Source organism: Streptomyces sp. NPDC018031 (assembly GCF_044327625.1).
Taxonomy (GTDB): domain Bacteria; phylum Actinomycetota; class Actinomycetes; order Streptomycetales; family Streptomycetaceae; genus Streptomyces.
On record NZ_JBIRFT010000008.1, the window covers coordinates 63,769 to 86,303 of the forward strand.

A 22,535-nucleotide genomic window follows, 5' to 3' on the forward strand; every position below is an offset into this window, starting at 1 on the left:
AGGCCCGCGCGCGGTGGGCGGAGACCGGCCGTGGCCGGACCGGCCGGATCCCGCGGCGCCCGTGGGCCCCGCCCGCGGTCCACGCCGGGGCGGGATCCACGGGTGGGGTCCACGGGTGCCCGCCCGCGGTCCACGCCGGGGCGGAGCCGCTCAGCAGGCGCGGGAGCGGGGCGGCTCGGGGCGGCGGGAGTCCGGGCGCACCCGTCGCCCGCCGCCGTCGCCTTCGCCTTCGCCGTCGTCCGGCGGGCCGGTGCGCCCGCGGTCCGGCGTCCCGGCCGTCCTCCGGTCCGCCCCGCCGGTGATCCCCGCGGTCACGGAGCGGAACCTCCGCCACTCGCGGTAGGCGCGGATCGGGTGCCAGTCGCCGGTGGCCGGTGCCGGAGGGGCCGGTTCACCGTGCCGGGCGGCACGGTAGGCATCGAGCATGTGGTGCTGAACGAGGGACATGGCCCCACCGTGCGCCACCTCCGCGGCGGGCCGCCCATCGTTTGACGGTCCTGGTCAATCGTGGGTGGCGGCCCCGCGCGGGCCGGGCACCATGGGGCCATGGCCACCGTCATCGACATCGCCGGGCTACCGGTGGAGCGCATCGTGTTCAGCCCCTCGCCGCTGGCCGAGCTGTGCACCGCGCTCCACACGCTCGCCCAGCCCGGGCACCACCCCGGGCTGCACGGCTGGACCACGGCGACAGCCGCCGCGCTCAAGCAGGACCTCGCCGACCGGCTGCACGAGGCCGACCCCCTGTGGGGCTCGACCTTCTCCGACATCTCGATGCCGTTCGCCGCGCTCCCGTACTCCGACGGCCGCCCCGGGGCCAACCTGGCCGAGGATCTGGACCTGCTGGACCGGCTCGACGACGAGGTCTACGTCAACGCCGCGCTGGAGATCTCCTGCTCCAGCCTGTACAGCCAGGGCGGCCCGTCGCCGCTGGTGGACGACACGGCCCGGGAGCGGGCACTGGAGCGGGCCACCGCGCGCGGGCCCCGGCAGCTGATGTTCGCGCACCGGCTGCTGGCCGATCCGCCGGGGGCACGGGCCTGGATCCGGCGTCTGCTGGAGGACTGCGACGAGGCGTTCTTCGCCGATCTGTGGCAGCGGCTGCGCGGGCAGCTGGCCGCCGACGCCCGGCACAAGGCGGACGTGCTGCGGCGGGTGGGGCTCCGCGCGGCGCTGGCCGAGGTGTCGCCCGCGGTGGGGCTGGAGGAGGACGCCGGGACCGGCGCCCCGCTCCGCATCCACATCGACAAGCTCGTCAGCAGCCGGACCACGGCGGTGGACCCGGCGGTCGGCGCGGGCCTGACCCTCGTCCCGTCCGCGTACGGCTGGCCCCACCTGCGGGTGCTGCACGCGGCCGGCTGGCGCCCCGTGATCCACTACCCGCTCGCCGCACCCGAGCTGCCCGGACCGGCGTCGCTGGAGATCCTGCGGCTGCGGATGGAGGCGCTGGCCCACCCGATACGGATGCGGATCTGCCGGAGCATCGGACGCGCCGAGTTCACCACCGGCGAGCTGGCCACCGAGTACGGCATCACCGCGCCGGAGGTGTCCCGGCACGTCGCGGTGCTGAAGAAGGCCGGTCTGATCACCACGCAGCGCCGCGGCCGGTACGTGCTGCACCGGCTGGACCTGACCACGGTGGCCCGGCTGGGCAGCGACTTCCTGGAGGGCGTGCTGCGGTAGCGGCGCCCCGGGCCGTTCCCCTCCGCCGTACGGGGGAGGCGGTCCGCCCGGGGAAGGACGCCCGCCGCCGGCCGCTCCCGGCACGCTGCCGACGGGCGGCGACCCGGACTCGTGCCGAACAGGGGACGGCACCAGCCCTCGCCGCCGTCACCGTCACCGACGACCGGCACGGGGGCCGCCCGGCCCCCGCCGGCCAGGGAGGAACACCTCGCGTCTCACCACGGGGAACACCGGGAGGGCGGGGGCGCTCTCCGCGCTCGCGCTGACCGCCGCCGCCTTGCTCGTCCCGGTCGCGCCTGGCGCACGCGGCGCCGGCCGGCACCACCTGCGTCAAGGGGATCAAGAAGGCCGCCGGCCTCGACGAGCAGGCGCTGGGGGCCGACCGCCACGGGGACACGGCCCGGGCGGCACGGCTCAACCGCGACACGGGCAAGGCGATCGGCGCCGCCGACGCCCCCTGCCGCCGCGCGTCCCGGCCGCGTGAGGTGCGGGAGCACCCGCACGCCGCCAGGGATCACGCCCGGGCGGCTGAGCTCCACAACCTGCGCGGCAAGGGCAGCACGGCGTTCTCCGCCGAGAAGCAGGTGAAGATCTCCCTCCGGGAGGCGCTCGAACACGCCTGACCGGCCGCTTCCGCAGGGCCCGCCGGGCGGCCGCGGCCCGGGTCGGGCGGCCGGCGTCCGGGCGGGCCGAGGCGGCCGACGCGGGCCGGGCGCGAACCCAGGCCGGCCGGCGCCGGGCCCGGCGGGGGCGGCGCCAGGGCCGCGGGGCGGCGCAGGCCCCGGCGCGGAGCGGCTCAGGCGCCCGCGCCGCCGGCCCGGACCAGTCCCGTCTCGTAGGCCAGCACCACCACCTGCACCCGGTCGCGCAGCTCCAGCTTGGTGAGGATGCGTCCCACATGCGTCTTCACGGTGGCCTCGGAGAGCACCAGCCGGGCCGCGATCTCGCCGTTGGACAGCCCTTGGGCGACCAGCAGCATCACCTCCCGCTCCCGGCCGGTGAGCCGCTCCAGGCCGGCCGCGGTCGGGCCGGCCGGGCCGCCGCCCCCGGTGCCGGGCAGCATCGGGGCGAACCGGTCCAGCAGCCGCCGGGTGGTGCTCGGTGCGACGACGGCGTCCCCGCTGTGCACCGCGCGGATGGCCGCGAGCAGCTCGCCGGGCGGCACGTCCTTGAGCATGAAGCCGCCCGCCCCGGCCTTGAGCGCGGAGAACGCGTACTCGTCGAGGTCGAAGGTGGTGAGGATGAGGACCTTGGGTGCGCCGGCGCGCTCACAGATGCGCCGGGTCGCCTCCACACCGTCCAGCCGCGGCATCCGGACGTCCATCAGCACGACGTCGACCTGGGTGCGGGCCAGCACGTCCAGGGCCTCCGCGCCGTCCCCGGCCTCGGCGACGACCTCCATGTCGGGCTGGGCCGCCAGCACCATCCGGAACCCGGTGCGCAGCAGCACCTGGTCGTCGACGAGCATCACGCGGATCGACATGCGGTGATCCCTCTCTTCTCGGGTCTGGCGATCACGCGTTCTCGTGATCGTGTCGGGGGGCCGGGGTCCGGCGCGTGGCGGGCCCGGCGGGCGGGGCCGCGCCGGGTGCCCGGGCCGGCCGGGGCCGGATGCCGGGGCGGGTGCCCGGGCCGGCCGGGGCCGGATGCCGGGGCGGGTGCCGGCGGCGGCCTCACCGGCCGGGTTTGAGCGGCAGCAGGGCGCTGATCCGGAAGCCTCCACCGGGCCTCGGCCCGGCGTCCAGGGTGCCGCCGACCATGCCCACGCGTTCCCGCATCCCGATCAGCCCGTGCCCCTGGCCGTCCGCACCCCCCTCCTCGTACATCTCGCGCTTGGCGCCCCGGCCGTCGTCCTCCACCAGCAGGCCGAGCCCGTCGTCGAAGTAGGTGAGGCGGACGCTGGCGCCCACGTCGGGGCCGCCGTGCTTGCGGGTGTTGGTGAGCGCTTCCTGCACGATGCGGTAGGCGGTCAGTTCCACCCCGCTGGGCAGCGGACGCGGGCTGCCTTCGATCTTGAAGTCCACCGGCAGGCCGGCGCCCCGCACCTGCTCGACCAGGTCGTCGATCTGATCGACGTCCGGCTGCGGGACGTAGTCGCTGTCGCCGGCCGGCTCCCCGGTGCGCAGCACGCCCAGCAGCCGCCGCATCTCGGCGAGCGCCTGGCGGCCGGTGCCCGAGATGGTCTCCAGGGCCTGTTTCGCCTGGTCCGGGGCGGCGTCCAGGACATACGCGGCGCCGTCCGCCTGCACCACCATCACCGACACGTTGTGCGCCACCACGTCGTGGAGCTCCCGGGCGATACGGGCCCGCTCGGCGGTGACCGCCATCTTGGCCCGCTCCTCCCGCTCCTTCTCCAGCCGCGCGGCGCGCTCCTCCAGCTGCGCGTAGTAGGCGCGCCGGGTGCGGATGGAGTCGCCGAGCACCCAGGCGAGGACGAACGGGATCGTCCCGAAGACCGTGCTGATCAGGTGTTCCCAGCTGGTCATGTGCTCGCCGGGCCAGCGCAGCGCCGCGATGGAGGCGGCGCCGAGGCCGCCGATCAGGCCCAGCCGGGACGCCCAGCGCGCGCCGTCCGCGGCACAGGTGTAGATGATCACCAGCATGGCGAAGTCGGCGGGGTTGATCTCCACGTCGAAGACGAGCTGGGCCACCCCGCAGGCGATCACCAGGAGCAGCATCTTCTCGGGGGCGCGGCGGCGCAGCGCCACCACCGTGGCGAGTCCCAGCATGATCGGCACGGCCGCGATCCGCGGCTCCCGGCCGAGGTCGGTCTCCGCGGCCCACACGGTACCCAGCAGCAGCAGGAGGACAGCCCAGAAGCTGTCCACCCAGGTGGGGTGTCGGCGGAGGAAATCGTAGAGACGCTGCACGTCACCCAGCGTAGGCATGACCGGCTCGTTCAGGGGTCAACCGGATGGCCGATCCCTGGCGGCCGGCCCTACTCCGCAAGGTGGAGGCGGGGTCCGCATAGCGTGGTGGGATGGCGAGCGAAGCATCAGGGTGGCGTGGCTGGCGCGAGGCCACCGAGTGGGCGCTGTACGGGCCCCGGGGGTTCTTCCGGCGTCCGGAGGGGCCGGCCGGGCATTTCCGCACCTCCGTGCACACCTCCCCGCAGTACGCGGCGGCGGTCGCGGAGCTGCTGCGGCGGGTGGACGAGGCGCTCGGACACCCCCCGGAGCTGGCCCTGGTGGACGTCGGGTCGGGTCGCGGGGAACTGCTGACCGGGGTGCTCGCGGTCCTCGACCGGGAACGGGGGTCCGGGGTCGCCCCCGGCGACCGGATGCTCCCCGGTTCCGGGGCCGGGGACGTGCACTCCCCGGGTCCGCGCGCCACCGGTCCGGGCGACCCCCCGCCCCCGGAGCGGGTCACCGGTCCGGGGGACCCGGACACCGCCCGGGAGGCGACCGGGGCGGCGGACGCCTCCGCGGGCGCCCCGGGGTACCCGCCGGGGACCGCCGGTGCGGGAGGCACGGCGGCACCGGGCGGGACGGCGGCCCCGGGCACGGCGGCACCCGACGCGGCGGCACCCGACGCGGCGAGGGACCCGGGCACGGCGGCATCCGGGGCGGCCGCGGACGTTCCGGCGGGCCCGCTCGTGGACCGGCTGCGGCCGTACGCGGTGGAGCGCGCGGCGCGACCGGACGGCCTGGACCCGCGCATCGCCTGGGTGGACACCCCGCCCGCGGACGTCCGGGGCCTGCTCTTCGCCAACGAGTGGCTGGACAACGTCCCGGTCGACATCGCGGAGACCGGCCCGGACGGCGTACCCCGCCGGGTGCTGGTCGCCCCCGACGGCACCGAGCGGCTGGGCGGGCCGGTCGGCGGAGCGGACGCCCGCTGGCTCGACCGCTGGTGGCCGCTGCCCGCGGAGCCGGGGGCCCGGGCGGAGATCGGCCTGCCCCGCGACCTGGCCTGGGCGGACGCGGTGCGCGGGCTGCGGGCCGGGCTGGCGGTGGCCGTCGACTACGCGCACGAGCGGGCCGCGCGTCCGCCGTTCGGCACGCTGACCGGCTACCGGGAGGGGCGCGAGGTCCGTCCGGTGCCGGACGGCAGCTGCGACCTCACCTCGCACGTCGCGCTGGACGCCTGCGCGGCGGCGGGCCACGCGGCCCTGTCCGCGGCGGCTCCGGCCCGGACCGGAGCGGACCCGGCGACCCCGGGCACCCAAGACCACCCTGCGACCCCGGCACGGACCGGAACCGGCCCGACGACCCCGACGGACACCGGAACCGGCTCGGCGACCCCGGGACCCCGAGACCACCCCGCGACCCCGGCCCGGACCGGAACCGGCCCGACGACCCCGACGGACACCGGAACCGGCTCGGCCGGGACGTCCGGAGCGCGCCCTTCCGGCCGGTCCGCCGCGGCGGCGCCGGAGACCGCGCCGCGCCTGGTCTCCCAGCGGGACGCGCTGCGCGCGCTCGGCGTCGTCGGGCGGCGGCCCCCGCTCGCCCTCGCCTCCACCGACCCCGCCGGATACCTGCGGGCGCTGTCCGCCGCCGGTGCGGCCGCCGAGCTGACCGACCCGGCGGGCCTGGGCGGGTTCCGCTGGCTGCTGCAGCCCGTCGGCCCGCGCTGCCGGGACGTCCTCCCCGCCGTCCTCGCCGGACCCGCCTGACAGACTGGTGCCATGACGGAGACGACAGTCGGCATCGGCGGAGCGGCGGAGAGCACCGACATGGTGCTGAACATCGGCCCGCAGCACCCCTCCACCCACGGTGTGCTGCGCCTCCGCCTGGTCCTCGACGGGGAGCGCATCCAGCACGCGGAGCCGGTCATCGGCTATATGCACCGGGGCGCGGAGAAACTCTTCGAGGCCCGCGACTACCGCCAGATCATCGTGCTGGCCAACCGCCACGACTGGCTGTCGGCCTTCTCCAACGAGCTGGGCGTGGTGCTGGCCGTCGAGCGCATGCTGGGCATGGAGGTGCCGGAGCGCGCGGTGTGGACCCGGACCCTGCTCGCCGAGCTCAACCGGGTCCTCAACCATCTGATGTTCCTGGGTTCGTACCCGCTGGAACTGGGCGGTATCACCCCGATCTTCCACGCCTTCCGTGAGCGGGAGGACCTCCAGCACGTCATGGAGGAGGTCTCCGGCGGGCGGATGCACTACATGTTCAACCGGGTCGGCGGGCTGAAGGAGGACCTGCCGGCGGGCTGGCTGGACCGGGCCCGGGCGGCCGTGGCCCAGGCGCGGTCCCGGATGGACGTCTACGACCGGCTGGTCCTGGGGAACGAGATCTTCCGGGGCCGTACCCGGGGCATCGGCGTGCTGTCCCGCCAGGCCGTGCACGCGTACGGGGTGAGCGGGCCCATCGCCCGGGCCTCGGGCGTCGACTTCGACCTGCGCCGGGACGAGCCGTACCTGGCCTACCGGGAGCTGGGCGACGTGCTCCGGGTGGTGGTCCGCGAGGAGGGCGACTGCCTGGCGCGCTTCGAGTGCCTGCTGGAGCAGACCCACAACTCGCTGGAGCTCGCCGACGCCTGTCTGGACCGGCTGGCGGAGCTGCCGCCCGGCCCGATCAACCAGCGGCTGCCGAAGGTGCTGAAGGCCCCCGAGGGGCACACCTACGCCTGGACCGAGAACCCGCTCGGCCTCAACGGCTACTACCTCGTCTCCAAGGGCGAGAAGACCCCGTACCGGCTCAAGCTCCGGTCGGCGTCGTACAACAACATCCAGGCCCTGACCGAGCTGCTGCCCGGCACCCTGGTGGCGGACATGGTCGCGATCCTGGGTTCGCTGTTCTTCGTCGTCGGCGACATCGACAAGTAGCCGGCGCGGCCCCGGGACAGGTGGCCGGCACGGCTCCGGGACAAGTGGCCGGCGCGGCCCCGGGACGACGACGACGGCGGACCGGCCGCCCGCCCCGGGGGGCGAGGGCGGCCGGTCCGCCGGAGAGTCCGTCGGGTGCCCGGAGGCGGCCCGCGGTCAGGAGATCGCGCTGCGCAGCTCGGCCACGTCGATCTGCTCGGTCTCGTCGTGCGCGGTCAGGTCGATGACCTCGCCCGTCTCGCGCTCCTTCGCCTGCTCGGCGAGCGCCTCCGCGCCCACCACGTCGGCGAGGTCCTCCTCGGTCGCCTCCGCCGGCCGAGCGGCCTGCGGCGGCTGCTTCTGGGTGCCGAAGAAGTCGAAGGTGCCTTCCGCGCGGGCGGCGGCCCGGCGGGCGGCGGCGTACGGGACGACGCCGGTGGCGGTGTTCCGCCGGACCGGGGGTGCCTCCGCCGCGGTCCGGTCCCGCGGCGCCGTGCCCGCTGCGGCCGCCTCCGGCGCGGCGGCGTCACCACGGCCGGCCGCCGCCCGCGGCACGTCCGGCCGGTCGCCGTCGCCCGTGGTCTCCGCCGGTCGGTCCGCCGCCCCGGCCGGCTGCCCGGCCACAGCGGTCCCGCCGGTCAGCGGCGCCGCGCCGGCACCTGCGTCCGGGGTGACCGGCCCGGCGGCCGCGGTCCGCGCCGGCGGTACCGGGACCCGGCCGTCGGCCGGCTCGGCGTCGCCGGCCAGCCGGCGCAGCGCGAGGGCGGCGCGCCGGTAGACCTCCGCGTCCAGCGGCACCCCCGCGCCGGCGGGCGCTTCCGCCGGGGCACCGGCGGCCGCGTCGGAGCCCGGTCCGGCGGTCCGCGCGTCGCCGGGCGCCGCGTCCAGCGCGAGCCGGCGGCCGGTCTCCAGCGCACGGGCCCGCTCGGTCTCCGCGGTGGCGTACCGGCGGAGCAGCTCGGCGTGTTCGTTGCGGAGCCGGGCCAGCTCCGCGCGCTTGGCGCGGAGCTTGGTGTTGAGCGCCTCGCGGATCTCGCGGGACTCCTCGGCGTCCGCCTCCAGCTCCGCGACGCGCTCCTCGGTACGCCATTCCTCGCGGGTCCGGGCCTGAGTCAGCTCGGCGACGCGTTTGCCCGCGGCGCGGTCCCAGGCCCGCAGCAGGACCGCGCCGACCACCGCGGCCGCGCTCGCGGCCACCGCGAGTCCACGGATCACGGCGGTCTCGCCGACCACCAGCGCGGCGGCTGCGCAGACCATGGACGCGGCTGCGACCGACAGCGGAGGAAGCAGTTTGTGCAGGGGTGGGGATTGACGGTGGCGTCCACGTGGCATGGCCTGAAACTTACCGTGCGTACGGGACGCTTGGGAGCGTGCCCGGGCAAACTCTTCCCCGAAATCCACATTTCCCCGCGGGTTTACTTCGCCAGCAGTCCCTTCTCCTTCAGGTAGTCGGCCGCGACGTCGGCAGGCTTGAGCCGCTCGGCATCAACCTTCTTGTTGAGTTCGGTGAGATCCGCCGTCGTCAGCACATCGGTGATCTTGTTCAGGGCGGCCTCGATCTCCTTCGAAGCCGCCGAGTCGGCATTCACCACCGGCAGCACGTTGTCCGCGTTCTGGAGGTTCTTGTCGTCCTCCAGCAGCACCAGCCCGAACTGATCGAGCGTGGCGTCGGTGGTGACGGTCAGCAGCATTTCGTCCTTGCCGTCCTTGACCGCCTGCTTGGCCTGCACACTCCCGACGTCCAGCGGATCGATTCCGTCGATGTCGATCCCGTAGGTCTTCTCCAGACCCGGCTGGCAGAACGGCCGCTTCGGGCATTCGTCACCCGCCGCCAGGGTGATCTTCTGCTTCGATTTCCCGAGATCCGAGAGCGTCTTGAGGTCGTGCTCCTCGGCGAAGTCCTTGCGCACCGCGAAGGCGTTCTGGTCGACCGCCCGACCCGCCGGCAGCACCTTCAGTCCGCGCGGCTCGGCGAGCTTCCGCAGCGCCGTCATCGTGGTGTCGATGTCGGGCGACGCGACCGGGTCGGCGTCGCTGCCGTTCGCCTTGTGGTTGAGGAACTCCGCGAGCGTGGCGGCGTACTCCGGCACGATGTCGATCTGGCCCCGCTCCAGGGCCGGTTCGTACAGCTCGCGCGTGTCGACGGTCTTGATCGACGTCCCGTAGCCCGCGGCGTCCAGGACCTGCGCGTACAGCTCGGCGAGGACCCGGGACTCGGTGAACGACGCCGAGCCGATCACCAGCGATCCCTTGCCGCCGGCCTTCTTGGCGCCGCCGCCCCCGTCCCCGGACTCCTCCAGGCTGTCGCCGCCGCACGCGGCCAGCCCGGCCGTCAGCACGACGGCGCCGGCGACGGCGATGACGGTCCGGACGGCACGCGCCCGGGCCGGACGGGCGGCGGGCCGAGTGCTCTGGGTCATACGGTTTCCCTCTCCCTCGTTTTCAGGTCGGTAGGACGCCGCGGCGTGTCCGGAGTGCGCCCCGGCCGCCGCCGCATCGGGTCCAGCAGCCGCTGCAGCACCACGAACACCAGCTCCACCAGCAGCGCCAGCGCCGCCACCAGCACGGCCCCCGCCACCACCTGCGGCGTGTCGGTGAGCCGGAAGCCCGCGGTGATGATCCGGCCCAGCCCGCCGCCACCCGGCAGGGCGGCGAGCGTGGCGGTCGCCACCACCTGCACCGCGGCCGTCCGCACCCCGGTCATCAGCAGCGGGAAGGCGAGCGGGAGTTCCACCCGGGCGATCAGCTGACCGCCGGTCATCCCCATGCCCCGGGCCGCCTCCACGACCTCCCGGTCCACCTCCCGCATCCCGACGTACGCGTTGGTGAGCAGCGGCGGGATGGCGAACAGCACCAGGGCGAGGATGGTCGGCAGGTCCCCGTGCCGGCCCAGCGGGCTGAGGAGCAGCAGTACCAGCACCGCGAAGGTGGGCACCGCGCGTCCCGCGTTGGAGACGTTGACGGCGATGGCACCGCCCTTGCCGATGTGGCCGAGCAGCACCGCCACGGGGAGCGCGACCAGGCAGGCGATCGCCAGCGACACGAAGGTGAGGTACAGGTGCTCGCCGAGCCGGTGCCACACACCCCCCTCGCCCGACCAGTGCGCCGCGGTGGTCAACCAGCTCCAGGCGTCCCCGACGACACCCATCAGGCCACCTCCCGCTTCCGCGCCTGGCCCCGGCCCCGCTTCCGGCTCCACGGGGTCAGCAGCCGTTGCACACCGAGCAGCAGCAGGTCCGCCACGACGGCCAGCGCCACGCAGAGCACCGAGGCGGTGAGCACCTGGGCCTTGAAGAAGGTGCGCATCCCCTCGTAGATCAGATTGCCCAGCCCGCCGTAGCCGATGATGGCGCCGACCGTGGTGAGCGAGATGGTGGACACCGTGGTGATCCGCAGACCGGCCATCAGGGCCGGCAGGGCCAGCGGGAGTTCCACCCCGAACAGCATCCGCAGCGGGCCGTACCCCATGCCGCGGGCGGCCTCCCGGGCGTCCTCGGGCACCGACGCCAGCCCGGCCATGATGTTCCGCACCAGGACGGTGAGCGAATACAGCACCAGACCGGTCACCACGACCGACGCCGACAGCCCGAATACCGGCAGCAGCAGCGAGAACATCGCGAGTGAGGGGACGGTGTACAGAATAGTCGTCAGGCTCAGCACCGGCCCGGCCACGAAGCGCCAGCGACGGGCCAGCAGGGCCAGCGGAAATGCCACCAGAAGGCCGATCGCGACCGACGCGAGCGTAATGCCCACATGCTGGACGGTGGCGTCGGTCAGCTCCTCGCTGCGCGTCCGCACGTATTCGCCGCAGATCCACTCGTTGGCGATCAGGCAGTTCCCCTGCGCCACGGCCCACCTCCCCGTCAATTCCCGTTGACCCTATCGCCGGACGCCGACAATCTCGTCCGACCGCCACACAACAGCAACAATGTCTGCCGGTAATGCGGCCACAATGGGGAGCCATGATCCGTTTCGAGCACGTCACCAAGCGCTACGCCGACGGGACGACCGCGGTGGACGACCTGTCCTTCGAGGTGGCGGAGGGGGAGCTGGTCACGCTCGTCGGACCGTCCGGCTGCGGCAAGACCACCACCATGAAGATGGTCAACCGGCTCATCGAGCCGACGAGTGGCCGGATCCTGCTGGACGGGCAGGACATCGCCCGCACCGACCCGGTGAGACTGCGCCGGCGCATCGGCTACGTGATCCAGCAGGTGGGCCTCTTCCCGCACAAGACCGTGCTGGAGAACACCGCCACCGTCCCGCACCTGCTGGGCTGGCAGCGGCAGAAGGCGCGGGCCCGCGCCGCCGAACTGCTCGACCTGGTCGGCCTCGACCCCGCGGTGTACGGCGACCGCTACCCCGACCAGCTCTCCGGCGGGCAGCGGCAGCGGGTGGGCGTCGCCCGCGCGCTCGCCGCCGACCCGCCCGTCCTGCTGATGGACGAGCCGTTCGGCGCGGTCGACCCGGTGGTCCGCGAGCACCTCCAGACGGAGTTCCTGCGGCTCCAGTCCCAGGTGCGCAAGACGGTGCTGTTCGTCACCCACGACATCGAGGAGGCGGTGCGGCTGGGTGACCGCATCGCGGTCTACGGCGCCGGGCGGATCGAGCAGTTCGACTCACCCGCCACGGTGCTGGGCGCCCCGGCCACCCCGTACGTGGCCGATTTCGTCGGCGCCGACCGCGGGCTGAAGCGGCTCTCGGTCACCCCCATCGAGCCCGGTGACCTGGAGCAGCCGCCGGTCGTCCATCTCGACGACCCGCTGCGCAAGGCCGCCGCCCGGCTGGCCGCCGACGGAGCCCGCTGGGCGGTCGTCCTGGACGACGCCGACCGGCTGCACGGCTGGATCGCCGCCGAGGCGACGGGCGCGGCCGCCGGCGACGCCCCCACCGAGGGCGGCGGCGACGGCGGGACGGTGCGCGACCGGGCCCGCCGGATGGAGGCGTGGCTGCCGGTCGGCGCGCCGCTGAAGCAGGCGTTCAGCACGATGCTCCAGCACGACGCGGGCTGGATCGCGGTGCTCGACGGCGAGCGGTTCCTCGGCGTCCTCACCCCGGCCCGGCTGCACGAGGCGCTGCGCCGTTCGATCGACGCCGACGCCAACGACATCGCCCGCTCGGACGTGGCCCTGGAGACGGTCAACGGCGACTGACGGGCCGCGCCGCGGCCCGGCCCGCCGCCCGGGCACCGCCCCGCTAGGCGGTGACCCCGCCGGGCTGCTTGTCGTCGTCCTCGGGGAGCCGGCACACCCGCTCCAGGAAGAACGCCGCGGCGATCACCCCGGCGGCCGCGACCACCGAGGCGCCCGCGTAGATCGCCTGGTCGCGGCGGGCCGGGACGTCCAGCTGGTGCATCAGCAGGAAGACCCCCACCCCGCCGTAGAGGCCGGCGATCAGCGCCGACACCAGGGCGCTGGCGTGCCCGAAGACCACCGCGCGGGCGGCCAGCAGCGGGTCGACGCCCTTCGCGCCCGGCCGGCGCTCCCGCTGGGCGCGGAGCCTGGCCCGCAGCGAGAACGCGGTGGCCGCCAGCACGGCGGCGATCACCCCGAGCACGATGGGCGCGGCCACCGGCACGGTCGGCAGCGTGCCCATCGAGTCCCACAGCCGGGCGCCCGCCCACGACACCACGCCGGCCGCGGCGAACAGCCCGACCAGCACCCCGATCCGAAGTTGGCTCACCGAGCGGTCGCCCCTCACGTTCAGCGTTCCCTGCGGTACGGCCCGACACCCGTCGGCCGGCACCGGCTCCCGTCGTACGTCCGTCGTACGTCCCAGCTGCCCCCGAAACTACCGGGGCGGCGGGCCATGGGGGAAACGCCTACTCGGGCAGTCGCAGTTCCAGGTCGGCGCGCGGGGCGACCCCGGTGCCGTCGACCTCGTCCAGCAGCCGCGCCACCGCGCCCCGGCCCGGCACCTCGGCCTCCGGGTCCACGTCGTGCCACGGCACCAGGACGAAGGCCCGCTCATGGGCGCGGGGGTGCGGCAGGGTGAGCTCCGGCCCGTCCAGCAGCACGTCCTGGTAGGCCACGATGTCCACGTCCAGGGTGCGCGGCCCCCAGCGCTCGTCGCGGACCCGGTCGAACGCCTCTTCGATGGCGTGTCCGCGCTCCAGCAGCGAACTCGGCGGCAGCGTCGTCTTCACCAGCACCACCGCGTTGAAGTACGACGGCTGGCTGCCCGGATCGACCCCCCACGGCTCCGTCTCGTAGACCGGCGAGACCGCTTTGACCCGCAGCCCGGGGGTGTCCTCCAGCGCGTCGACGGCGCCCTGCAGGGTCTCCAGCCGGTTGCCCAGGTTGCTGCCCAGAGCGATCACCGCCCGCTTGGGGTTGTGCAAGGTCACGTCGGCCGCGTCCACCTGCTCCACCACGGCTGCGGGGACGGGCTGCACGGTCGGGTCGCTGCTGCTCATACTCGGCTCCGGGTGATGGTGATGGACACGTCGTCGAAGGGCACGGTGATCGGGGCGTCCGGCTTGTGGACCACCACCTCCACCTCGCGCACCGCTTCGTGCTTCAGGCACTGCTGGGCGATCCGCTCGGCCAGGGTCTCGATCAGGTCGACCGGCTCCCCCTCCACCACGGCCACGACCTCCTCGGCCACGACGCCGTAGTGCACGGTCCGGCTGAGGTCGTCCCCGGCCGCCGCGGGCCGGGCGTCCAGGCTCAGGACCAGGTCGACCACGAAGACCTGGCCCTCCGCGCGCTCGTGCTCGAACACCCCGTGGTACCCGCGGCACCTGAGGCCGCGCAGCGCGACACGATCCACCTGAAACACTCCTGCTGGTCGTCGGCGCGGCGGTCCGCACCGGTCTGCGGCGGCACCCCTGGGCGGGTGCTGGACGGGGGTGACCCCGGGTTCGAATCTACCCGCGTGTGCCGGCGGCACGTGCGCACGGCCCCCGGCCGGCCGCTCCACCCCAGGTGGGACGCCCGGGCGGGCCACCTACCCGCACTCCCTGTGCATCACTCCTTACCCGGTCGCCCCACGACTCGAACGGGTGGACGGCTGCCCATTGTGCTGACGCCGCCATGGCGGCCGGGCAACGCTCCCCCGACCGTTCCGGGAACGTTCCGGCAACGGACCGCGACACACCGCCACCGGCCCGGCCGGCTCCCCCGCGCCGCCGGCCGGCGGTGCGGGGAACGGCGCCGCCGGGCGCGCCGGGGGCTTCACCGGACGGCGGCACCCGCGGCTCAGTCCCCGGGCTCCGTCGGCTCCTCGGACTCCTCCTCGGCCAGCACCGGCGAACCGTGGTGGGACCACACCCGCCAGCCGTCCCGCGTCCGGCGGAACACGTTGGTGGCCACCACCAGCTGCCCGATGAGCGGCCCCAGCTGGCCCTCCTCCTCCGCCGGCGCCCCGCTGAGGATGTTCTCGGTACAGGTCACTAGGGCGGTGTCACCGGCCACCGACACCTCGACGTCGGTCAGGAAGAACTGGATGTAGTCGGTGTTGGCCATGATCAGCGCATAGGAGCGGAGTACCTCGCCGCGCCCGCGCAGCACCGGCCAGCCGGGGTGCACACAGCTGACGTCACCCTCCAGCCAGAGCCGCTCCAGGGCGTCCTGGTCGCCCCGCTCCATCGCCTCGTACAGCGCGGTGTTCGCCAGTTCCACCTGCTCGGCGTCGGTCAGCGGGGTCACACCGCTCCCTCGACGGCCCGCACGACCCGCACCGCGTCCGCGCTCGCCCGCACCTCGTGCACCCGCACCGCCCAGGCCCCCTCCCGGGCCGCGATGGCGGTGACCGCCGCGGTCGCGGCATCCCGCTCCCGGGCGGGCGGCGGACTGCCCTCCGGACCGGCCAGCACCCGCCCCAGGAACCGCTTCCGGGACGCGGCGACCAGCACCGGCCGGCCCAGCGCCCGCAGCTCGGCCAGCCGGGCCACCAGGGCCAGGTCGTGCCCGGCCTCCTTGGCGAAGCCCAGCCCGGGGTCGAGCACGATCGCCTCGGGGGCGATCCCGCCGTCCACCGCGCGGTCCAGGCTCTCCCGCAGCTCGGCCAGCACCTCGGCGACCACGTCCCGGTAGACGGCCCGGTCCGCCATGTCGACCGACTGGCCGCGCCAGTGCATCACCACGAACGGCACCCCGGCGGCGGCCACCACCGGCACCATCGCCGGGTCCGCGCGGCCGCCGCTCACATCGTTGACCAGCGCCGCCCCGGCGGCCACGGCCCGCTCGGCGACCGAGGCGCGCATGGTGTCCACGCTCACCACGACCCCGGCGGCGGCCAGCTCACGGACCACCGGCACCACCCGGCGCAGCTCCTCGGCCTCGTCCACCCGGGAGGCGCCGGGCCGGGTGGACTCGCCGCCCACGTCGATCAGGTCGGCGCCGGCGGCGACCAGGTCCAGACCGTGCTTCACGGCCAGCTCGGTGTCGAACCACTGCCCGCCGTCGGAGAACGAATCGGGCGTGACGTTCACCACGCCCATCACCGCGCACCGGTCCCATCGCGGCAGACCGACCGGTCCGACGGGGCGTCGCAACGTACTCATACCCATAAGCCTAGGCGGTGGGGGGCCGCCGACCCGCGCCCGCGGCGCGGCGGGCGGGACCGGCGGTCAGGCCACCACCCGGTCCGCCGCGGCCCGGCACACCGCGGCGGTGGGCCCGCGGCCCGCCCGGTCGGGCCGGTGCGGCCCCGCGCCGGGTCAGCCGCCCGGGCGGCACCGACGGCACGAATCGCTCCGCCCGCATCGCGGCGAAACCGCAGCCGTCGCGCTCCGTCCGCTGCCGCGCGTCGCGCACGGCCCGCCGGAGGGCGTGCGGCCGGCCGCGGTCAGCGCCCGATGATCAGGCTCATCGCCTCGGAGCGCGACGCCGGGTCGCGCAGCTGGCCGCGGACCGCCGAGGTGATGGTCTTGGCGCCCGGCTTCCGTATGCCGCGCATCGACATGCACATGTGCTCGCACTCGATGACGACGATCACGCCGCGCGGCTCCAGGATGCGCACCAGCGACTCGGCGATCTGCGTGGTCAGCCGCTCCTGGACCTGGGGGCGCCGGGCGTAGACGTCGACCAGCCGGGCGAGCTTGGACAGCCCGGTGATCTTGCCGTCGTGGGACGGGATGTAACCGACGTGGGCGACGCCCTGGAACGGCACCAGGTGGTGCTCGCAGGTGCTGTACACCTCGATGTCCTTGACCAGCACCATTTCGTCGTGGCCCAGGTCGAAGGTGGTGGACAGCACGTCCTCCGGCTCCTGCCAGAGGCCGGCGAAGATCTCCTTGTAGGCCCGCGCGACGCGCGCCGGCGTCTCCTGGAGCCCTTCCCGGTCCGGGTCCTCCCCGACCGCCAGCAGCAGCTCACGGACCGCGTTCTCGGCCCGCTTCTCGTCGAACTCGCCGATGGGGCCAGCGCCGTACAGCGTCACCGGGTCGGTCATGGAAGTGCCTCGTTCCTCGCGCCTACACATGCGGAATGCCGCACCACCAGGCTAAAACCTGGGTGGTGCGGCATTCATTCCGGGGCGGTGGGCGGGCCCGCGGGCCCGCCCACCGTCACCGGCGGTCAGCTCTCGGTGCTGCTCTGCTCGTCCGGGCGGTCCGCCCCGGCGGTGCCGGCGCTGCCGCCCTCCTCGCCGGTGGTGGACTTGGCCAGGCCCGACGAGGGCTGCTGGACGCCGTTGGTCAGCGCCAGCTCCTTCGGCGAGGACACCGGCGGGCGGGTGGAGGGGGTACGCCGCGAGGAGCCGGTCCACGCCGGGCGGGCCGGGCGCTTGACGATCGGGGCGAAGATCTCGGCGATCTCCTCCTTGTTCAGCGTCTCCTTCTCCAGCAGCGCCAGGACCAGGTTGTCCAGCACGTCGCGGTTCTCGACCAGAATCTCCCAGGCCTCGTTGTGCGCGGCCTCGATGAGCTTCTTGACCTCTTCGTCGACCAGCGCGGCGACCTCCTCGGAGTAGTCGCGCTGGTGAGCCATCTCACGGCCCAGGAACGGCTCGGAGTTGTCGGAACCGAACTTGATCGCGCCGAGCCGCTCGGTCATGCCGTACTGGGTGACCATGGCACGGGCGGTCGCGGTCGCCTTCTCGATGTCGTTGGAGGCGCCGGTGGTCGGGTCGTGGAAGACCAGTTCCTCCGCCGCCCGGCCGCCCATCATGTAGGCGAGCTGGTCGAGCATCTCGTTGCGGGTGGTGGAGTACTTGTCCTCGTCGGGGAGGACCATGGTGTAGCCCAGGGCCCGGCCGCGGGACAGGATCGTCACCTTGTGCACCGGGTCGCTGTTCGGCGAGGCCGCCGCGACCAGGGCGTGACCGCCCTCGTGGTACGCGGTGATCTTCTTCTCCTTGTCGCTCATGATCCGGGTCCGCTTCTGCGGTCCGGCCACGACACGGTCGATCGCCTCGTCCAGGAAGTGGTTGTCGATCAGCTTCTTGTCGCTGCGCGCGGTGAGCAGCGCGGCCTCGTTCAGCACGTTCGACAGGTCGGCACCGGTGAAGCCGGGGGTGCGCCGGGCGACGGCCGACAGGTCGACGTCCGGGGCGACCGGCTTGCCCTTCTGGTGCACCTTGAGGATCTCCAGGCGGCCCTGCATGTCCGGGCGGTCGACGGCGATCTGCCGGTCGAAGCGGCCGGGGCGCAGCAGCGCCGGGTCCAGGATGTCCGGCCGGTTGGTGGCGGCGATCAGGATGACGCCGCCCTTCACGTCGAAGCCGTCCATCTCCACGAGCAGCTGGTTCAGCGTCTGCTCGCGCTCGTCGTGACCGCCGCCCATGCCGGCGCCGCGGTGGCGGCCGACGGCGTCGATCTCGTCGACGAAGACGATCGCCGGGGCGTTCGCCTTGGCCTGCTCGAACAGGTCGCGGACCCGGGAGGCACCGACACCGACGAACATCTCGACGAAGTCGGAACCGGAGATCGAGTAGAACGGCACGCCCGCCTCGCCCGCGACGGCACGCGCGAGCAGCGTCTTTCCGGTACCGGGCGGACCGTAGAGCAGCACGCCCTTGGGGATCTTGGCGCCGACGGCCTGGAACTTCGCCGGCTCCTGCAGGAACTCCTTGATCTCCTGGAGCTCCTCGACCGCCTCGTCCGAGCCTGCCACGTCGGCGAAGGTGGTCTTCGGGGTGTCCTTGGTGATCAGCTTCGCCTTGGACTTCCCGAAGTTCATGACCCGGGAGCCGCCGCCCTGCATCTGGTTCATCAGGAACAGGAAGACGACGACGATCAGCACGAAGGGCAGGAGCGAGAGCAGGATGCCCACGAACGGGTTCTGCTTCGACGTCGAGACGTCGTACCCGTCCGGGATGCCGCCGGCCTTCTCGGAGTTCGCCTGGAGGATCCGGGCGAGGTCGACGCCCTGGTCACCGATGTAGGTGGCCTGGAGCTTGTCGCTCCCCGAGATCTTCTCGGCGTTCTCCTTGAGCTTGATCTTGATCTTGTGATCATCGCCGGTCGTCAGCTCGGCGGACTGAACCCGGTTCTTGTTGATCGCTTCGACGACCTGGCTGGTGTCCACCGACTTGTAGCCGCCGGACGAGCCGACGACCTGCATCAACACGACCACGGCGAGGACGGCCAGCACGATCCACATGACCGGCCCACGGAAGTAGCGCTTCACGTCCATCCATACGGGGCGGAGCCGCCCCGTCCCTCCTGCCACAGTGAGGCACGGCAACCTTTTCGATCTCTCCGACGGCTGCCTGTGCGTGCGGTGTATTACTCGGCCTGAAAAAGACTGACCTTCGGACGGTACCCCAGCATTGTCACCCGACGCCGCCGCGGACGGTCATCCAAACCGTTCCTCCCCTGCTCCAACGGCGGAAACCCGCTGTGGGTTCCCGCCGCGGAGCCGGGCGGTGCGGGCGGCGGACGCCGGGTGCTCCGCGGTGGTGCTCAGCCGCCGTAGACGTGCGGGGCCAGGGTCCCGACGAAGGGCAGGTTGCGGTACTTCTCGGCGTAGTCCAGGCCGTAGCCGACGACGAACTCGTTGGGGATGTCGAAGCCGACCCACTTGACGTCGATGGCGACCTTGGCCGCCTCCGGCTTGCGCAGCAGCGTGCACACGTTGAGCGAGGCGGGCTCCCGGGAGCTGAGGTTCGTCAGCAGCCAGGAGAGGGTCAGGCCGGAGTCGATGATGTCCTCGACGATCAGGACGTGCCGGCCCTTGATGTCGGTGTCCAGGTCCTTGAGGATGCGCACCACGCCCGACGACTGGGTGCCCGCGCCGTACGACGACACGGCCATCCAGTCCATCGTCACCGGCGAGGAGAGCGCCCGCGCCAGGTCGGCCATCACCATCACGGCGCCCTTGAGCACGCCGACGATGAGCAGATCCTTGCCCGCGTACTCCTCGTCGATCCGCGCGGCCAGCTCCGCCAGCTTCGCGTCGATCTCGTCCTTGGTGATCAGGACCGACTTGAGGTCGGTGCCCATGTCCTTCTCGTCCACCCGTGCCACTCTCGCTCGTCCGCGGGAAATCCGTCCGGCTCGGGCGGATTCAGCCCTGCCGGATGACCAGTTTGCCACCCTGCCGCCGAACCTCGACCCGGCCGGGCAGGTTGATGGCCCGCTGGCCCCGCCATCCGGTGATCAGCCGGTCCACTTCCTCGATGTGCCGGGCGAACAGCGAACCGGCCGGAGAACCCGCGGCGATCGCGGCCCGGCGCAGCACCCGACGGCGGACGGCGGGCGGCAGCGCGTGCAGTGCGGTGGTGTCCAGCAGCCGGCCGCCCTCGTCGCCGCCGGCCGCGCGGACCTCGGCCTCGGCGCGGGCGGCCCAGGCGTCCAGCGCGTCGGCGTCGTCACGGGAGAGCTGGGCGGTCCGGGCCAGCGCCTCCACCACCCCCTTGCCCAGCGCCTTCTCCAGGACCGGCAGGGCCTCGTGGCGGACCCGGGAGCGGGTGTAGGCGGGGTCGGTGTTGTGTGGGTCGTCCCACACCGGCAGCGACTGGGCCAGGCAGGCCCGGCGGGCGGTCTGCCGGTCGAGCTGGAGGAACGGGCGGCGGTAGCGGCCCCGGTACCCGGAGACCTGGGCCATGCCGGACAGCGAGCGGGTCCCGGAGCCCCGGGCGAGGCCGAGCAGCACCGTTTCGGCCTGGTCGTCGCGGGTGTGACCGAGCAGCACCGCGACGGCGCCGTGGCGCTCGGCGGCGGCGTCCAGGGCGGCGTACCGGGCGTCGCGGGCCGCGGCCTCCGGGCCGCCGCTCGCCCGCAGCGGGCCGCCACCGGCCGGGGACTCCGCCCGGTCGGCGTCCGCGGGGTCGTGCGGGGCGCTGTGCGCCACCCGCACCGGGCGGCCGACGGTGACCGCGACGGCGTCCACCGGGTCGAGGCCGAGGCCCCGGAGGCGTTCCGCGACCTCGGCGGCGCGCACGTCGGAACCGGCCTGCAGGCCGTGGTCGACGGTGACCGCGCCGGCGCGGAAGCCGAGCTTGGGGGCTTCGAAGGCGAGGGCGGAGGCGAGTGCCATGGAGTCCGCGCCGCCGGAGCAGGCGACGAGCACCAGCGGGCCGCCGCTGCCGGGCGCGGGTGTGGTCACCGCGCCGCTGCCCGCGGCGGCCGGCACGGGACGCCCGGCGGTGGGGTCGAGCAGTGCGTCGTCGAGGAGGTCGTGGAGTACGCGGCGGACCGCCAGGCGTATCGCGGCGACCGCAGGATGGGGACCCATGTCCGTATCCCAATCTGTCGATCGAGGGGGTGCCTCGAAGGAGCGGGTGCTTCGGGGAGTTCCCCGATGTCGCCGGGGAGGCCCTGCGCGGAGTTCCTGGTGCGGAGCTCCTGGAGGGCCTCCTCGGGACCGGACGAGCTCCCGTCACGCTGAGTACGTAGATGGTGACAGAAGTGAGCTGTTACCCGAGCATCGCACGCCTACCCGTCGGCCACGGTCCCTCGGACGGGTGATAGCCGAGGCGTTCGCCTGCCACGAGGGGCGCCGGGGCTACGCCCCTGCCGTACCGTGCACCCGCGCGATCCAGTCCGCCGGTTTGCTGATTTCCGCCTTGGTCGGCAGCGTGTTCGGCGAGGTCCAGACCCGGTTGAAACCGTCCATACCGACCCGATCGACCACGGCTCGCACGAACCGTTCTCCATCGCGGTACTGGCGCAGCTTGGCGTCCAGCCCCAGCAGCCGGCGCAGCGCCAGGTCCAGCCGCCCCGCACCGTTGGCGCGCCGCTTCTGGAACTTCTCCCGGATCTCCGCCACCGAGGGCACCACCTCCGGGCCGACCCCGTCCATCACGAAGTCCGCGTGCCCCTCCAGCAACGACATCACCGCGGTCAGCCGACCGAGGATCTCGCGCTGCACCGGCGTCTGGACCAGCTCGACGATGCTCCGCCCGCCGCGCTCCCGCTCCTCGTCGCCCTCCGTGCGGCCGCCGGCCAGCGACTGCGCCGCCTCCCGCACCCGCTCCAGCAGCGTCGCCGGGTCCACCTCGGTCTCGCCCAGGAACGCCTGGATCTCCGACTCCAGGTGGTCCCGCAGCCACGGCACCGCGGTGAACTGGGTGCGGTGCGTCTCCTCGTGCAGGCACACCCAGAGCCGGAAGTCGTGCGGGTCCACGTCCAGCTCGCGCTCCACATGGACGATGTTGGGGGCCACCAGCAGCAGCCGGCCGCCGCCCGGCGCCCCGGCGGGCAGCTCCCGGGTCGCGGGCGCGAACGTCTCGTACTGCCCCAGCACCCGGGACGCCAGGAACGACAGCAGCATGCCCAGCTCCACGCCGGTCACCTTGCCGCCCACCGTCCCGAGTACGGCGCCACCCGGCGCCCCACCCCGACGCTCCTCCATCTTCCCCAGCAGCGGGCGCAGGATCTCGCGGAACCCCGCGACGTTCGCCTTCACCCAGCCCGCCCGGTCCACCACCAGGACCGGGGTGTCGGCCGCGGGGCCGCCCGCCGGCGCCAGCCGGGTGAACGCCCGCACATGCTCCTCGGCGGACTTGGCATGCCTGCGCAGCTCCGCGACGACGGCGCGCGCCTCCTCGCGGCTGACCTCCGGGCCCGGCCGCACCAGCCGGGTCGCGGTCGCCACCGCGAGATTCCAGTCGACCATCTCGGCACCACCGATGCTCGTCATGGCTTCACGGTACGTGCCGCGAGCGGCGTGTGGGAGGACAGAGCCCGGCGGCCCGGGCCACCGGGCCGCCGGTA

The 22,535-nt window shown here is 74.0% G+C and carries 21 protein-coding genes and 3 pseudogenes; 7 read left to right on the top strand and 17 right to left on the bottom strand.

Annotated features, from left to right (window positions below):
- Window positions 1-150: 150 nt before the first annotated feature.
- Window positions 151-447 carry a hypothetical protein gene (locus tag ACH4B3_RS19740; protein ID WP_398464281.1) on the bottom strand — a complete coding sequence of 99 codons (297 nt, stop codon included), beginning with the start codon at window positions 445-447 and terminating at the stop codon, window positions 151-153.
- Between the two features lie 99 nt (window positions 448-546).
- Between ACH4B3_RS19740 and ACH4B3_RS19745 the strand changes: the two genes are divergently transcribed.
- Entirely contained in the window at window positions 547-1,680 is a 1,134-nt protein-coding gene (locus ACH4B3_RS19745; protein WP_398464283.1) for a DUF5937 family protein, read from the top strand.
- Between the two features lie 485 nt (window positions 1,681-2,165).
- Window positions 2,166-2,303, top strand: a complete 138-nt coding sequence (locus ACH4B3_RS19750) for a hypothetical protein (RefSeq protein WP_398464285.1) — start codon at window positions 2,166-2,168, stop codon at window positions 2,301-2,303.
- A gap of 173 nt (window positions 2,304-2,476) precedes the next feature.
- On the opposite strand, the gene ACH4B3_RS19755 is transcribed toward ACH4B3_RS19750, so the two are convergent.
- Window positions 2,477-3,163 (bottom strand): response regulator, encoded by a 687-nt coding sequence (locus ACH4B3_RS19755; RefSeq protein ID WP_398464286.1) that lies wholly within the window; start codon window positions 3,161-3,163, stop codon window positions 2,477-2,479.
- Between the two features lie 190 nt (window positions 3,164-3,353).
- Entirely contained in the window at window positions 3,354-4,550 is a 1,197-nt protein-coding gene (locus ACH4B3_RS19760; protein ID WP_398464288.1) for a sensor histidine kinase, read from the bottom strand.
- A 110-nt stretch (window positions 4,551-4,660) separates the two neighbouring features.
- On the opposite strand from ACH4B3_RS19760, the pseudogene ACH4B3_RS19765 reads away from it, so the two are divergent.
- The 4 genes and pseudogenes from ACH4B3_RS19765 to ACH4B3_RS19780 all read left to right on the top strand — a co-directional run.
- Window positions 4,661-4,921 (top strand): annotated as a pseudogene (locus tag ACH4B3_RS19765) (hypothetical protein); the annotation flags it as partial.
- A gap of 354 nt (window positions 4,922-5,275) precedes the next feature.
- Window positions 5,276-5,782 (top strand): annotated as a pseudogene (locus tag ACH4B3_RS19770) (SAM-dependent methyltransferase); the annotation flags it as partial.
- 282 nt (window positions 5,783-6,064) lie between these two features.
- Window positions 6,065-6,298: pseudogene (locus tag ACH4B3_RS19775) on the top strand (hypothetical protein); the annotation flags it as partial.
- A gap of 12 nt (window positions 6,299-6,310) precedes the next feature.
- A complete protein-coding gene (locus tag ACH4B3_RS19780; protein ID WP_398464290.1) occupies window positions 6,311-7,453 on the top strand; it encodes an NADH-quinone oxidoreductase subunit D in 1,143 nt (380 codons plus the stop codon).
- Window positions 7,454-7,609: 156 nt separating this feature from the next.
- Here ACH4B3_RS19780 and ACH4B3_RS19785 read toward each other — a convergent pair whose 3' ends face one another.
- From ACH4B3_RS19785 to ACH4B3_RS19800, 4 genes are all read right to left on the bottom strand, one after another.
- Window positions 7,610-8,764 carry a hypothetical protein gene (locus ACH4B3_RS19785; RefSeq protein WP_398464292.1) on the bottom strand — a complete coding sequence of 385 codons (1,155 nt, stop codon included), beginning with the start codon at window positions 8,762-8,764 and terminating at the stop codon, window positions 7,610-7,612.
- 83 nt (window positions 8,765-8,847) lie between these two features.
- Window positions 8,848-9,852 (bottom strand): ABC transporter substrate-binding protein, encoded by a 1,005-nt coding sequence (locus ACH4B3_RS19790; RefSeq protein ID WP_398464294.1) that lies wholly within the window; start codon window positions 9,850-9,852, stop codon window positions 8,848-8,850.
- Entirely contained in the window at window positions 9,849-10,580 is a 732-nt protein-coding gene (locus ACH4B3_RS19795; RefSeq protein ID WP_398464296.1) for an ABC transporter permease, read from the bottom strand. Before ACH4B3_RS19795 ends, ACH4B3_RS19790 begins: the two co-directional genes overlap by 4 nt.
- Window positions 10,580-11,281 carry an ABC transporter permease gene (locus tag ACH4B3_RS19800; protein ID WP_398464298.1) on the bottom strand — a complete coding sequence of 234 codons (702 nt, stop codon included), beginning with the start codon at window positions 11,279-11,281 and terminating at the stop codon, window positions 10,580-10,582. Before ACH4B3_RS19800 ends, ACH4B3_RS19795 begins: the two co-directional genes overlap by 1 nt.
- Window positions 11,282-11,394: 113 nt before the next feature.
- On the opposite strand from ACH4B3_RS19800, the gene ACH4B3_RS19805 reads away from it, so the two are divergent.
- A complete protein-coding gene (locus ACH4B3_RS19805; RefSeq protein WP_398464300.1) occupies window positions 11,395-12,585 on the top strand; it encodes an ABC transporter ATP-binding protein in 1,191 nt (396 codons plus the stop codon).
- A 43-nt stretch (window positions 12,586-12,628) separates the two neighbouring features.
- Here ACH4B3_RS19805 and ACH4B3_RS19810 read toward each other — a convergent pair whose 3' ends face one another.
- The 10 genes from ACH4B3_RS19810 to ACH4B3_RS19855 form a co-directional block, all read right to left on the bottom strand.
- Window positions 12,629-13,114 carry a DUF3180 domain-containing protein gene (locus ACH4B3_RS19810; RefSeq protein ID WP_398464302.1) on the bottom strand — a complete coding sequence of 162 codons (486 nt, stop codon included), beginning with the start codon at window positions 13,112-13,114 and terminating at the stop codon, window positions 12,629-12,631.
- Between the two features lie 139 nt (window positions 13,115-13,253).
- The gene (folK, locus tag ACH4B3_RS19815; RefSeq protein ID WP_398464303.1) at window positions 13,254-13,847 is read right to left on the bottom strand and encodes a 2-amino-4-hydroxy-6-hydroxymethyldihydropteridine diphosphokinase; all 594 of its coding nucleotides are present in this window, start codon (window positions 13,845-13,847) and stop codon (window positions 13,254-13,256) included.
- A complete protein-coding gene (gene folB, locus ACH4B3_RS19820) occupies window positions 13,844-14,203 on the bottom strand; it encodes a dihydroneopterin aldolase (RefSeq protein ID WP_398464305.1) in 360 nt (119 codons plus the stop codon). Before folB ends, folK begins: the two co-directional genes overlap by 4 nt.
- 428 nt (window positions 14,204-14,631) lie before the next feature.
- Window positions 14,632-15,081, bottom strand: coding sequence for a nuclear transport factor 2 family protein (locus ACH4B3_RS19825; protein WP_398464307.1), 450 nt, complete (start codon window positions 15,079-15,081; stop codon window positions 14,632-14,634).
- Window positions 15,078-15,938, bottom strand: a complete 861-nt coding sequence (gene folP, locus ACH4B3_RS19830; protein ID WP_398464309.1) for a dihydropteroate synthase — start codon at window positions 15,936-15,938, stop codon at window positions 15,078-15,080. The genes ACH4B3_RS19825 and folP overlap by 4 nt, the downstream gene beginning before the upstream one ends.
- A 284-nt stretch (window positions 15,939-16,222) precedes the next feature.
- The gene (gene folE, locus ACH4B3_RS19835; RefSeq protein ID WP_398464310.1) at window positions 16,223-16,828 is read right to left on the bottom strand and encodes a GTP cyclohydrolase I FolE; all 606 of its coding nucleotides are present in this window, start codon (window positions 16,826-16,828) and stop codon (window positions 16,223-16,225) included.
- A gap of 125 nt (window positions 16,829-16,953) precedes the next feature.
- Window positions 16,954-19,011: an ATP-dependent zinc metalloprotease FtsH gene (ftsH, locus tag ACH4B3_RS19840; protein WP_398464637.1), complete on the bottom strand. Its 2,058-nt coding sequence runs from the start codon at window positions 19,009-19,011 to the stop codon at window positions 16,954-16,956.
- 269 nt (window positions 19,012-19,280) lie between these two features.
- On the bottom strand, window positions 19,281-19,820 hold the full coding sequence (gene hpt / locus ACH4B3_RS19845) for a hypoxanthine phosphoribosyltransferase (protein WP_398464639.1): 540 nt from the start codon (window positions 19,818-19,820) through the stop codon (window positions 19,281-19,283).
- 64 nt (window positions 19,821-19,884) lie between these two features.
- On the bottom strand, window positions 19,885-21,054 hold the full coding sequence (gene tilS / locus ACH4B3_RS19850; protein WP_398464312.1) for a tRNA lysidine(34) synthetase TilS: 1,170 nt from the start codon (window positions 21,052-21,054) through the stop codon (window positions 19,885-19,887).
- A 270-nt stretch (window positions 21,055-21,324) separates the two neighbouring features.
- Window positions 21,325-22,461, bottom strand: a complete 1,137-nt coding sequence (locus ACH4B3_RS19855; RefSeq protein ID WP_398464314.1) for a zinc-dependent metalloprotease — start codon at window positions 22,459-22,461, stop codon at window positions 21,325-21,327.
- Window positions 22,462-22,535 lie beyond the last annotated feature (74 nt).

Bases quoted from the DNA above. Each gene is read 5' to 3' on its own strand.
- ACH4B3_RS19785 (WP_398464292.1), bottom strand. From the start codon at position 8,764: ATGCCACGTGGACGCCACCGTCAATCCCCACCCCTGCACAAACTGCTT.
- ACH4B3_RS19740 (WP_398464281.1), bottom strand. From the start codon at position 447: ATGTCCCTCGTTCAGCACCACATGCTCGATGCCTACCGTGCCGCCCGG.
- ACH4B3_RS19855 (WP_398464314.1), bottom strand. From the start codon at position 22,461: ATGACGAGCATCGGTGGTGCCGAGATGGTCGACTGGAATCTCGCGGTG.
- hpt (WP_398464639.1), bottom strand. From the start codon at position 19,820: ATGGGCACCGACCTCAAGTCGGTCCTGATCACCAAGGACGAGATCGAC.
- folK (WP_398464303.1), bottom strand. From the start codon at position 13,847: ATGAGCAGCAGCGACCCGACCGTGCAGCCCGTCCCCGCAGCCGTGGTG.
- ACH4B3_RS19780 (WP_398464290.1), top strand. From the start codon at position 6,311: ATGACGGAGACGACAGTCGGCATCGGCGGAGCGGCGGAGAGCACCGAC.
- folP (WP_398464309.1), bottom strand. From the start codon at position 15,938: ATGAGTACGTTGCGACGCCCCGTCGGACCGGTCGGTCTGCCGCGATGG.
- ACH4B3_RS19755 (WP_398464286.1), bottom strand. From the start codon at position 3,163: ATGTCGATCCGCGTGATGCTCGTCGACGACCAGGTGCTGCTGCGCACC.
- ACH4B3_RS19745 (WP_398464283.1), top strand. From the start codon at position 547: ATGGCCACCGTCATCGACATCGCCGGGCTACCGGTGGAGCGCATCGTG.
- tilS (WP_398464312.1), bottom strand. From the start codon at position 21,054: ATGGGTCCCCATCCTGCGGTCGCCGCGATACGCCTGGCGGTCCGCCGC.
- folE (WP_398464310.1), bottom strand. From the start codon at position 16,828: ATGACCGACCCGGTGACGCTGTACGGCGCTGGCCCCATCGGCGAGTTC.
- ACH4B3_RS19790 (WP_398464294.1), bottom strand. From the start codon at position 9,852: ATGACCCAGAGCACTCGGCCCGCCGCCCGTCCGGCCCGGGCGCGTGCC.
- ACH4B3_RS19805 (WP_398464300.1), top strand. From the start codon at position 11,395: ATGATCCGTTTCGAGCACGTCACCAAGCGCTACGCCGACGGGACGACC.
- ACH4B3_RS19795 (WP_398464296.1), bottom strand. From the start codon at position 10,580: ATGGGTGTCGTCGGGGACGCCTGGAGCTGGTTGACCACCGCGGCGCAC.
- ftsH (WP_398464637.1), bottom strand. From the start codon at position 19,011: ATGGACGTGAAGCGCTACTTCCGTGGGCCGGTCATGTGGATCGTGCTG.